Genomic DNA, 11704 nt, shown 5'->3' on the forward strand with positions numbered 1-11704 from the left:
CCAATCTCCGGAGAGAGCAGGAGGTCGTCGACCTGTAGGTCGGGCGGTCCGGAAATTGATCGTGAACGAGGGCTGTGAAAATGGCCCCGGGAGAGGGCTGCCACCGGGACAGCCGTCGCCAGCGGCGGCATGCCCCGCCCTGATGCGGGCCCCGCCCCCTCGTGGGGTGACGAAGCCCGCTGGTGCTGGGCTGCCGGCACACCATGGCAATACCGGCCAAGCCTACCGACAGCCCGGAGCCATCCCATCCTGCAGCACGCCGCGCTAGCTGGCGGCCTGCGGCCCCGGCCGTCGGCTCCATCGCCCCAGAACCCGGCTCACAACCACAAGAGGGTCCGGTGACAACGGCCTCCCCCCTCACAGGAGGGGTACGGACACGCCGCTGACCTCGGTAGCGCCTGCGACCGCCAGGGCGAACCTTCAGCAGGAGCACCCGCCTCTGCGCGGGTCACCTTAAGTCCCATAACTGGTGACGGCCCGCCTCTGAGGCGGGCCGTCACCGCGTCGCCCCTGCTCCGCCAACAACGCCGATCAACCACACCCAGTCCTTGGAGACCTCTCATGGCTACGCCCAAATCACGCCGATCCGGCATCGACAACCACTCGACGAACCGCCCTGAACCCTTCACCGCCAACAGCCCCAGCGATGATCTGCTGCTCTACACCCCTGCGGAGGCCGCCCATCGCCTGCAGGTGCGCGAGTCCTGGCTACGGAAGAAGGCCGCCGCACGCAAGGTGCCGTGCACCTTCCTCGGCAAACACCTGCGCTTCTCCCCCGCCGACCTCGCCGCGATCATCGACAACGCCGCCCAACCCGCCACCGGCCGACGCCCCCGCCGCAAACCCACGACCACCGTTCGGGACCGCGACTTGCCACCACCGCCGCAGCGAAGCGTCCATGCACACCGCGATGACCACACATCACGCGGGAGCAGCCCATGGCATGGATAGAACAACGAGGCACCAACTACCGAGTCCGGCTACGACTACCCGACGGCACCGTCGCCACCGACTCCGTCCACCCCACCCGCAACACCGCGGACATCCGCCGCAAGCAAGTCGACCTCGACCACGCCCTCGACACCTACCTCGACCCCACCCTCGGGCGCATCACCCTCACCGAATGGGTACAAATCTGGGAAGCCGGCCACATCGCCGGCGACGCCAAATGGGCCGCATACCGCAGCCACCTCCGCAACCACATCCTCCCCCGCTTCGGCGACACACCCCTAACCAAGATCACCCGCCAGACCGTCAAAGTCTTCGTCAAACAACTGAAAACCCACCTCGCCGACAGCAGCGCCGCCAGCGTCATGTCCCTACTCAGCCTCCTTATGCGCGAAGCCGTCGCCGACGGCCGCATCCCCCACAACCCCTGCCAAGGAGTCAAAGTCGTGACCCGCCAATCAGCCGAACGACCCCACGCCACAGCCACCCAGGTCAACACCATCGCCGGCCGCATCGAACGCCGCTCAGACCAGATCCTCGTCATCACCGCCGCCTACACCGGCATGCGCTGGGGCGAACTCGCCGGACTCGCCCGCAGCAACACCCACCTCGGCCACGGCCTCATCCGCGTCGACCCCGACGTCGGAGCGCTCCACGAAGTCCAAGGCCGCCTCTACCTCGGCCCACCCAAAACCGCCGGCTCCGCACGAGACATCCACCTACCACCCTTCCTCATCACCCTTCTCCACGAGGTTCTCAACAGCCACGACCACGACCAGGTCTTCTGCGGCGCCCGCGGAGCGCTCCTACGCCGGTCCAGCATGTCCCGACGCGTCTTCGGGCCGGCCGTCAACGGCAACCCACGCACACACACCGGCCCGATCATCGAGGGAATGCACTTCCACGATCTCCGCCACACCCACAAGACCTGGATGATCGAGGACGGCATCCCCGAGATCGCCCAAGCCCGCCGGCTCGGCCACCGCCTACCCGGCGTCAGGGACATTTACAGCCACGTCACACCAACCATGATCAGTGACGTGACACGGGCCCTCCAGGACCGCTGGCAAACCACCCAACCCACCACCACAAAGCACCGGCACCTACGCGCCGCATGATCCGGTGCCTGCCGCCAAACAGCGGGCGGGTCGGTGGATCTGACGGCCTCTCTTGTCAAGGCGTTGGTAGTAGAGAGGTCTCCGTGTCGTGGATCATGGTGCGGTAGACGACGTCGGCGAGACGGCGTTTCAGGCAGCGCATAGCTTTTTTCGGTCACCTTGTCGGCGAAGGACGGCCCGTCGCCCGTGGGTCTTGCCGGAGGCTCGTTTGCGCTGGTAGTAGTCCCGGCCCGGAGGCGCGCGTTTCATCTGCGCCGTGGCCATGACGTGCAGCGCGGAGTTCAGTTGCCGGTCGCCGGCACGGGACAGGCGATGCCGTTGGACGTCACCGGATGACACCTCTGTGGGCGCAAGCACCGTTCACCTCACACCGGCCGCGGGTACGGGCGCGGACGACGCGTGGATCGCTGGCTACCTGGATCAAGATCCAGGTGGTCTCGGCGTGGACAAAGACCGAGGCCGTTTCAGGCCGTGCCACTTGTCGATCTTTTGGTAGACCTGAATCCGTCAATTCACGCAAAGAATTCGAGTGAATACATTCCGTAGCGGCGCTGCTGGTTGACTGACCATGGTCTAGCTGATGTGGTAGGTCGTGCGGGGGACAAGGCGCTCCCTGAACGGTTGGTGTGTGCCACCCACCGCGACGTCACTGTACTCATTCCATTGTGTTTGTGTAGGCCGCGTGTTGGAGTCGCATGGAAAGGGGTGATCGGATGGCGGCTGCGAAAGCGGGTCCCCTGAGTGGACTGGTCCGGCGTGGCCTTGCGGCGATGAGCGATGGTGCCACCGCCGGCATCGACAGCGTCTCGAACGAGCACCGGCCGGTCGTACCTACTGCCCCGGCTGGGCGGCGGGCGCGGACGCTCGTCGCCGCGATCGTGGTGGGGGGCCTCTCGGCCATGGTTTCGGCGATCGTGACGATGGCGGCGGTGTGGCTGTTACTGGACAGCCGGAGCACCTCGACAAAGGGGCTCATCGTCTTCGTCGGGACGGCGGTGGGAGCCGCTGCCGGGGGCTGGTGGAGCCAGCCGTTGGTGGCACGCTCACTCGCCGCATTGAGCGGCAGGCGCGGCGATGCGTGAACTGAGGCGGTCATCGGCGGCGAGGCCGACTAGAGCGGCCGTTCTTCCCCGTTGACCTTCGGCTTGTAAGCCAGGACCGCAGCAGGTACGTCGCCGCGCCGATGCCCGTACCCACGCCCAGCGAGACCACGAGTTGGTCGGGTGCGACTCCGATGCCGGACGCCTTGAAGACGGCCACGAAGCCCAGGAGGACGAGGGCCAGAAGCAGCGTTGGCACGGTGAGGAAAAGCAAACAGACCCATGTGTGGGCCCAGAGCAGTCGGATCTCCTCGTCGAGGCTGCCGGTCGTGTTTGCCCGGCGCTCGTGGTAGTCGAAGAATATCGCCAACAACCCCGGGCGTGCCGCAGGCAGGCTCGGTTGAGCCAGCGGCGGTTTACCGTCCGGTCTCTGGCGGCCCCGTCCAGGGTGGCCCTCAGGAACCATGATCACCTGCTCCTCGACGGGAACGACGGCAGCGGCGGGTCGCGGTACCTGGCGCCGGTCATTGCGGGGGCACCCGGGTGTGACCGAGGCGGCGTTGGACTGTTTCGACTTGCGCGCCTGGAGCCGCCCGTCCCCCGGCAGCCCGTCCCGGGTCTCGCCGGGTTCGCGGGCATTCGGGGTGCCGCGTTTCCGGGGGGACACGCGCGGTCGGTCTGGCGACGGGTCGCCGCCCGCCTGGGGGGTTGTTGGCACCGCTTGAGCTCCGGTTCGGGAAGTCGACGTGACGTCGCACGGGGGCGTCTTTGCCTCTGGGGGCCAGGTCGGCGGTGGCGTTCTCCCAGGTCATCGAGGGATATGGATTTTGCAGCTAGCAGGTTGCACGGCGTTTCAACTAGCGTGAGATCGTACACGGGATGTGCGACTACCAAAGAGTGACACTCCACTAGTTACTACCCGATACAGAGTAGACCACCGTCGGTAGTCGTCTAGTCTCGCCGTGACACGGTCCACATGCCAATACGGGAGGAAACAGCCAAATGGGGCATGATGTCGATCCGACAGTCCAACGTCGACGGTTGCGGGTAGAACTCCGGCGGGCACGGGATGCGAAGCACCTGACCCAGAAACAGGCCGCCGGCGAACTCGGGTGGTCACCCGCGAAGATCATCCGAATCGAGACCGGTCAGGTGGGCATCTCGGGCACCGACCTGAAGGCACTGCTCGAGCTGTATGGGGTCACGGATCCCCAGCAGGTGGCGACCTTCACCGAGATGGCCAGGCAGAGCAGGAAGCAACACTGGAGTATCTACCGGGACGTACTGAACCAGGACTTCCTCATCTACCTGGGGTTCGAGGGGTCGGCATCCACCCTCCGGCAGTCCGAGTCCCTCATCCTGCCGGGTCTCCTCCAGACCGAGGAGTACGCACGCGCGGTCATCCAGGCGTTCAGCACGCCGGACACCTCCCCGCAACTCACTGACCGACAGCTCGAGGTACGAATGAAGAGGCAGGAGATCCTCCACCGCGACGACCCACCCGTCCTGTTCTTCATCCTCGACGAGGCGGTGATCCGACGCGCGGTAGGAAGCAGCACCACCGGCTCGAAGATCATGCAGCGTCAACTGAGGCACCTCAACGACATCGGCGGCAGGGAGAACGTCCACCTGCGGGTGGTGCGGTTCGGCCACGGCGTCCACATGGGGCTCAAGGGGCCCTTCGTGATCTTGGAGTTTCCCGACCCCGGCGACGACGACCTGCTCTTCCTCGAAAACGGCCCACACAGCGTCGCGACCCGCGACGACATGGGCGAGATTTCCCTGTACAAGAAGCAGTTCTTGGAACTGGAGGACTTCGCGTTGAGCGAGTCCGAGACCGCAGAGCTCATCGAGCAGGTACGCGCCCAGATGTAGGCGCACCCCGGGAGCGACGTCTCCCTCCACCGCCCAAGACGCGTCGACGCGTACCCGCCCGCGGATGAACGCCCTTCGTCGAAGCGCGCACCCCTCTAAGCCGCGGCGGGCGGGCTCGCCGACGCATCTCCACTTCAGCCGTCGCTCTACCTCATGCCGATTCCACCGCTCTTCAATCCCCGCACCATTGACATCCACGATTCTCGCCCTATGGCAAGAACCGGACCGGATCGGTCCTTCGAATCCCGCACGTGCACACCGTCGCCGGCACAGGCCACCTCGACGCAGTTGTTGTCGCCCGCCGCGCTTCTCGTGCTCTTCCGCCAGACAGAGATCGCCACGATTCAAGCCTCCAAGACGGTCATGTTCCATGACTTCCGGGGTGACGCCTTTGTGGACCTCTCGGGTGAATCACCCAGCAGGCGTGTTACGCACAGAGTGTAAGTAGTGGGTGCGGTTTCTACCAGGCGCCATCGTACGGTCCGGCAGCAACCACCTACGGTCAGTCACGCGTTCCGCTATGTTGACCTCTCGACCCGGCACCTCGAACCTGCCGGCTTACGCCTGGTTGATACGTGTTCGACACGACGAGAGAAGCACTCGATAACGCGAAGCGGCCACACGGGCCCGGTGAGGAGTTGTCATCTTCAGCGAAATGTCGAGCGGTCCGAATCCCCGTCCGGTGCGTGCGGCCGCCTCACAGAACGTGGAACTTCCATTTGTAACTTGCGAACTCCAGGTTGCGAAAAGACTCGCTTTTCGATGCGACCGTCAGGTTCGCCCGTACCCAAGCCGGCGTACCGAAGGCGGAATCGCCAGTCCACCCGAAAGAGGATCATCGTCCGACGCAGTACGCCGAGCAGAGACTCGCCTGTCCGCGACCCGATTCTGCAGATTCGGGGGCAAGCCTGACCTGGTCGAGGATGGTCATCGGGGCCCCGGTACCGGCGTTCCAGCCCGCCGGCTCGTACGGCGACACAATGACCCTTTTCCAAGCTGATCTTGCAGCTCGGGGCGGGTGTGGCGAACCCGGTGGTCGATAGGTGCGAGGCTCCGGATAGGACAGCCGTCGACCAAGACCCGAAGCTCCGACCGGGAGCCTAGCCATGCTGTTCTACCCCGCCACGATCCCGTTGTCCAGCCGAACCCTGAACCACCTCGCCGAACGCATTCGCGGTCACCGCAAGCAGTGTCGATCTCGGTGGCGGCGCCTCGACCCCGGCCGACAGGCCCTGCTCGCCCTGGCCCATCTGCGCAATGACGACACTTACACCCGTCTCGCGGCCGGCTTCGAGATCGGCGTCGCCACCGCCTGGCGCAACGTCCAAGAAGCGATAACCCTGCTCAGCGCAGCCGCCGACGACCTGGACACCGCGATGCGACGCATCCGTATGCTGGCGTACGCGATCCTGGACGGCACGCTGATCCCGATCGACCGGGTCGCCGACCAGAAGCCCTACTACGACGACGACCCGGCGACGAGTCATGTAGGAGTGCCGCAATGGGGACCGACCCTGTAGGGCCGGTGACATTCATGAGCAAGTGAGACGAAGTCCTGCTGCGGCGACTGTACGTTCTGGCATTCGACAAGCGCAGTTCCGGACCTCAGCACGCCCGCTCCCATCGGCCGGACGCGAGCGTTAAAACCTTGGATAGTCTGCAGCGGCCTTGGCGGGGCGCCCGTCGGGTGCGTCCACCGACGCGAGATGGACGGCGATCTTGGCCCCCGGCAGGCACTGGTAGCGGGCCTTCACCGGCGCTGCGGTTGCGGCGGCGCTCATCTCGTCGGCGTTGACCAGGGTGACCTGCGGGGCCCGGATCGTGACCGGGCCCAGCGCCATCCGGTGCTCGCCGCAGGTGACGGCGTACTCGGCGCCCACGGCGGTGAGCTCGCCGGGCTGCCCCGGATGCTGGTCCTGCAGGAAGGCGCCGATCGCGTCGGGCTTGACGGTGAGGGTGAGTACGTCGTCGGTGAGCGTGATCGCCTTGCCGTCGAGCAGCCGTGCGGCCAGCAGCAGGTCGGTGCGCTCCTTGGCGGTGATCTGCTCGGGGACCGGGAACCGCTGCCCGGTGTGGGCTTGGACTCGGTCGAGGGCGGTGATGAGGTCGCCGTCGTAGCGGAACGCCAGCAGGATTTGACCCATCTGTTCGGCGTCGACGTCGACGGGCGAGCCGAGCGGACGGTCGTTGAGGCGCACCTCGAGCCGGTCGGTGGGCTCGGCGTCGCGGAACAGCTGCAGGGCGGCCAGCAATTGGTATGGGTAATGCCCGGCCAGGCTCGTGCTGGTGAGGTGGGTGGTGATCGTGCCGCCGTTGTCCGGGTGTTCGGCCTGCAGGCAGGCCGTGAACAGGCCAACCCCGTCGCGCAGGATCATCCGGGCCCCGCGCTGGCCGGACGCGACCGAGTCGGCGTGCAGCGGGAGGCGGTCGCGAACGGCGCCGCCGGCGGTGACCAGGGCGAGGTGGAAGGTGGTGGCCGGGTCGAGCTGCGTGCCCACGGCGGCGATCAGGACCTGGTCGTCCGGCCCGGTCAGCCCCAGCACCTCCGCGATCGAGGAGGTGGCACTGTCGTCCGGCGGGATCAGGTATCGACCGTCGATAACCACCGCGCCGCCGTAGTCGCGGACTTCTGTGAGGCCCCGTCCGACCTCGTCGGTCGCAGGATCATCGGCGGACAGGTCGAACAGCGGCGGCAGCCCGGGCTCCTGGTGGGCGGTCTTGGGGGTGAAGAGCAGGGCGATACCGTCCGCGGTGGTGGTGACGTCCTGGCGCCAGGTGTCGGAGAACGCTTGGACCCGTTCGGTGAGCATCCGGATCCGGGCGAGGACCTCGGCCGGCGAGCGCAGCGCTTGGTCGGCCGCCACCGCGTGCGCCGCGCGCTGGTGGGCGGTGGCGAAGGCGAGCACGCGCTGGATCACGCGGTCCTGTTTCTTCGCGGCCCGGGCGAGCTTACCGGTCACTAGGGTGCCGGCGAATCGGTTGTTGCTCTTCTCGCGGTTGCACCGGCCGCAGATGGGCGCGAGATTAGCCGGCGCGTGCACGTCGAAGTCGGCGGGCAAATCGTGCCGGCGGATCAGGTCGGCCAGATGCTCGGCGGTGGCTGTGTGCGGCAGGATGTGGTCGATCTCGACGCTAGCGAACAGCACCGGCGTCTCGCACCAGTAGCAGCGCGACTGCCATTCTTCGAACAGCACGTGCCGCAGGATCCCGTTGTCTCCGCCCGACCGGTACCGGACGTCGTCGACCGTGCTGTAGGTGGTCACCACTACTCCCCTGACTGAGGGTCGGCATTCGCTGCTCAGGCCCGCGCGCCGGCCTCGACGTCGGATGCCTGTGAGCCGTACGCGCCGGGCAGCGCCGGCTCGCAGAGCTTGCACCGCTTCGGCGGTGACTGGCGCCGCGCCAGCCACGCGGTGAGCTCGCCCGGGGTCATCCGGGTGGAGGCTCCGCTCGATCGCAGGCCGAGCATCCCGTAAAATCCGTGGCCCTCGTGCACGTACTCCTGCAGCGTGCGGCCAGGATGCTGCACCTGCGGCTCGCGGGGCTGGCTGCGGCAGTTCCAGGCGTGGACCTTGCCGGACGAGCTGACGATGAAGGGATGGGACTCCGGGGTGAGCGCCGCCTGTTGCCGCTCTTCCTGCTCCAGCGCTTCCTCGTACTGGCGCATCGCGGTGGCGTACGACTCGGTGGCCTCGTCACAGCGGGGACAGCAGCCGCTGCGCTCGCGGAAACCGGCCATCATCTGCTGTAGCGCGGTCCGGAGGTCGTCTGGGCCGATGGTGCCGGCCTCGCATGCGGCTACGAGGCTCAGTACGACCGGCATGTCGATCATCCACCCGGCGCCGTCGCCGGTATCCGGTCCGAAGCCTTCGTAGAGCAGGGTGACGTCGTGCGTGGCATCGCCGATAGTCGCTTCGGCCCGGAACTGGCAAATCGACACCTGCGAAGGGTAGCCGGGGTGTGCCGCTGCAGGGTTGCGCGGGACGGCGCGGCGGTTGCAATCCACACCGGATCTCGGTTCCGGCCGGGGGTGTGAGTCTCGTAAATCCGGCCCCCGGGCTGTGGCGTACAGATTTGTGCGACCCAGAACGACAAGCGGCGACGACGATCCCGACTGTGAAGGACCCTTGCTGTACCAGATCCTGCAGATGCTGACCCAACTCGCCCGCGACAACGGCGCCAAAGGTCGAACTACTCGTGCTCCGGACCCTAGCGGCGACCCACCTCTCCCGGGTGAAACGCCACGCCGTCCATAGAAGCGTCCACAGACCCGGCTTAGCTACCTCGGACGGTTGTCGCGCTGTAGGTGCCGGCGATCTGGCCGGCGGCGAGATGGTGTTGATGTAGCTGAGCCGCGACCGTGTCGGGATTGGCCCACTTGCCGGAAGTCGTCAGGGCAACTGCGAAGGCGGTTACGGCTTCGCGTAGGCGCTGCAGGCAGTCGGGAGTCATGATTCGGGTGTTCGGCGGTGCGGTGGCGTTCGACTCCAGCATCCGGGTCGGATGTACCAGGACCGGGGTGGCGGCGCAGGTGTAGTCGTAGTTCTCAGCGAACCAGTTTGCGGAGTGGGCAAGCTGCTCCACCTCGCTGCGCCAGATCTTGTTGCGGGTGCTCTGCACGCCGGACTTCGCTTCGAGCAGCAGATAGCGAAGATCGCCGAGCGCCCACAGCACATCGGGTCCATTGCCGGAGTCACGCTCGGGACGCTGGGCGGTGAAGCCGAGGTGCTCGCCTAGGTGCTCCAGCGCGGCTTCGAACTCCGGGACGCGTTCGGGGTCGAACACGAGATCGTCCAGGAGCGCCTCGAACCCCAGCCGCAAACTGTTGGCGTCGCTGTAGGCAGCGCTCAGGTGCTTCGCTGCCTGTACCGCCTGGGCGTGGCCGGCCTTGAGCCGCTGGTAGCTGACCCCCTCCCGGGGACGCAGGACGTAGCGGTTGAGCTTCAGCGAGCCCGCCAGGGTTCGCTGGGCCTGTATCTGGTCGGTGAAGTGCTGGTAGGCAGCGAGCTGCTCCTGCAGCCACCCCTTGTGTCGATCATCGACGGCGACACTGACCGCCTGGCTCATCTCGGTCGCCGCCGCCGAGTACTGCCCGACGGCGGCATGGTTGAACGCCCGGCGGCGGTGGATGGCGACGGGGCTAACCGAGCCGGCACCATAGACGACGTCGGCGAGCACGTCACGCGCGGCGGTCACCCAGCTGCGATCGCGCTCGAGGACCTGATCGATGACGGCGGCGAGGTCTGCCATGCCCCGGCCAGCCAGCGCGGCGGCGACCTCTCGGGACAGCTCAAGCTGCGCTCGGGTGGCCGGGCCGAGTTTCGCCCGGTTCACGGGGGAGGCGATGCGCTGGGACAGCTTGGCGCCCATCAACAAGACCGCGCAGTAGTCGTTGGTCGAGCGCACACCACGCCCCATGCCTTGCTCAATGCGCTGCAGCTGCCGGCCTACCATCGCTTCGGAGTCGCCGAGCACCATCCGTTCCCGACGTTCCATGCCGCCGTAGGACTCTGGCAGTCCATCGATGACCAGCACGCGGCAGGCGTCTTCGGGCAGGTCGATGCCGTCGTACTTGTTGACCAGCACGACAAGGCCGACCGGGACGCTGCTGCGCAGCTCCGCCACGACCTCGGCGATCTGGTCGGCGGTGGAGGCCGTGACGTCACTGTAGGGATCCCAGAGTCGCGCCCGGTAGTGGCTGGGTGCCAGGACAACAACGTTGCGGCCGGCGTCGGCGAAACTGCGCGCGGCCGCGCGTACCTCGTTGTCGCTGATGGTCGCGTTCAGCTCCTGCGGGGCAAGGATGAGCCGGTCGCCGAGGTACCCGCCGCCGGCCGGGGTGATCGGCGTGGCGACGCTAGTGGGGTTAGCGTCGAAGTCGGTGACCAGGACGCTGTCATCGGCGAGAGTAGCGGTCAGATACACCCGGCGCCGAGCCTTGTCGAAGCTGACGATTTGATCAATCGGTGGGCACGGCGGCCGAATCTCCACCGCGTCGGCGGTCAGTACCACCTGGCAGACGGGCAGGATGCCCTTGACCAAGGGCCACCTCCACTGCACCGCCTCGTCTTCGCGCAACGAGTGCAAGATCGCTGCTACCGCGTCCAGCCGGGCGGTCCACAGCCAGAACGGCACCGGCACCACCGCGTTGCGCAGCCCGTCCTCGATCTCGAGGAACGCGGCCGGGTCCGTGCGTCGAAGTTCCGCCTCGAACAGCTCCACGAGCTGCCGGTACGCGGGCAGTTGGCTGCGCACGCGCAGAGTCGTCTGCTCCTCCAGCACGCTGAGCGCGGCGTGGGTGTCATCGACGACGGCCGTCCCCACATCGATGATCGACTGAGTCCCGCCAGGAGACCCGAACACCGTCTTGCCGTTGATTAGCCGCTTGATGCTGATGACGCAGATGGCCTGGCCGTCAGCGAACCGTGTCGACCGCGGATCGGTGGTGACCTCCAGCCCGAGGTCACGAGCCTGCGCGGCAGCCTGATCCGCTAGGTATGGGTCGGGTGCTACGTACAATGCGGGTCCAGCGTCCTCGTGCAGGCTGGACTGACAGACCACCAGCCCGACCACGGTCTTGCCGCCCCCAGTGTTCATTTTGATCACCAGGTCACGTTCCGTGCGGCGGGCGAACCAGCTCTCCAGGACTTGTCCCTGGGGATCACGAAGGAACTGGTACCGCTCGGCCCGGTCGGGAAGCGCCTCAAAGAGCTGGCGTGGATC

The 11704-nt window shown here is 66.7% G+C and carries 10 protein-coding genes and 1 pseudogene; 5 read left to right on the plus strand and 6 right to left on the minus strand.

Going from position 1 to position 11704, the window contains the following annotated elements:
* Positions 1-561: 561 nt before the first annotated feature.
* A complete protein-coding gene (locus tag I0C86_RS12075) occupies positions 562-951 on the plus strand; it encodes a helix-turn-helix domain-containing protein (protein ID WP_196201319.1) in 390 nt (129 codons plus the stop codon).
* On the plus strand, positions 939-2066 hold the full coding sequence (locus tag I0C86_RS12080; RefSeq protein WP_196201320.1) for a tyrosine-type recombinase/integrase: 1128 nt from the start codon (positions 939-941) through the stop codon (positions 2064-2066). The genes I0C86_RS12075 and I0C86_RS12080 overlap by 13 nt, the downstream gene beginning before the upstream one ends.
* 129 nt (positions 2067-2195) lie before the next feature.
* Here the strand turns inward: I0C86_RS12080 and I0C86_RS43280 are convergent, their stop codons facing one another.
* Positions 2196-2423, minus strand: a complete 228-nt coding sequence (locus I0C86_RS43280) for a transposase (RefSeq protein ID WP_323373598.1) — start codon at positions 2421-2423, stop codon at positions 2196-2198.
* Positions 2424-2836: 413 nt separating this feature from the next.
* Between I0C86_RS43280 and I0C86_RS12090 the strand changes: the two genes are divergently transcribed.
* Entirely contained in the window at positions 2837-3148 is a 312-nt protein-coding gene (locus I0C86_RS12090) for a hypothetical protein (protein WP_196201321.1), read from the plus strand.
* A gap of 10 nt (positions 3149-3158) precedes the next feature.
* On the opposite strand, the gene I0C86_RS12095 is transcribed toward I0C86_RS12090, so the two are convergent.
* On the minus strand, positions 3159-3476 hold the full coding sequence (locus I0C86_RS12095) for a hypothetical protein (RefSeq protein WP_196201322.1): 318 nt from the start codon (positions 3474-3476) through the stop codon (positions 3159-3161).
* Positions 3477-4108: 632 nt separating this feature from the next.
* Here I0C86_RS12095 and I0C86_RS12100 point away from each other — a divergent pair.
* Positions 4109-4981 carry a helix-turn-helix domain-containing protein gene (locus I0C86_RS12100; RefSeq protein ID WP_230394016.1) on the plus strand — a complete coding sequence of 291 codons (873 nt, stop codon included), beginning with the start codon at positions 4109-4111 and terminating at the stop codon, positions 4979-4981.
* Between the two features lie 146 nt (positions 4982-5127).
* Here I0C86_RS12100 and I0C86_RS12105 read toward each other — a convergent pair whose 3' ends face one another.
* Complete coding sequence (locus I0C86_RS12105; protein WP_323373599.1) at positions 5128-5322, minus strand: DUF397 domain-containing protein; 195 nt, start codon at positions 5320-5322, stop codon at positions 5128-5130.
* Between the two features lie 765 nt (positions 5323-6087).
* Between I0C86_RS12105 and I0C86_RS12110 the strand changes: the two are divergent.
* A pseudogene (locus tag I0C86_RS12110) lies at positions 6088-6444 on the plus strand (helix-turn-helix domain-containing protein); the annotation flags it as partial.
* Positions 6445-6621: 177 nt separating this feature from the next.
* Here the strand turns inward: I0C86_RS12110 and I0C86_RS12115 are convergent.
* The 3 genes from I0C86_RS12115 to I0C86_RS12125 form a co-directional block, all read right to left on the minus strand.
* A complete protein-coding gene (locus tag I0C86_RS12115; RefSeq protein WP_196201324.1) occupies positions 6622-8244 on the minus strand; it encodes an HNH endonuclease in 1623 nt (540 codons plus the stop codon).
* 35 nt (positions 8245-8279) lie between these two features.
* Complete coding sequence (locus tag I0C86_RS12120; RefSeq protein WP_196201325.1) at positions 8280-8921, minus strand: hypothetical protein; 642 nt, start codon at positions 8919-8921, stop codon at positions 8280-8282.
* A 335-nt stretch (positions 8922-9256) separates the two neighbouring features.
* The coding region (locus I0C86_RS12125) for a DEAD/DEAH box helicase (protein ID WP_196201326.1) at positions 9257-11704 on the minus strand (2448 nt) is incomplete at its 5' end.

This window comes from Plantactinospora alkalitolerans (assembly GCF_015690345.1).
Taxonomy (GTDB): Bacteria; Actinomycetota; Actinomycetes; order Mycobacteriales; family Micromonosporaceae; genus Plantactinospora; species Plantactinospora alkalitolerans.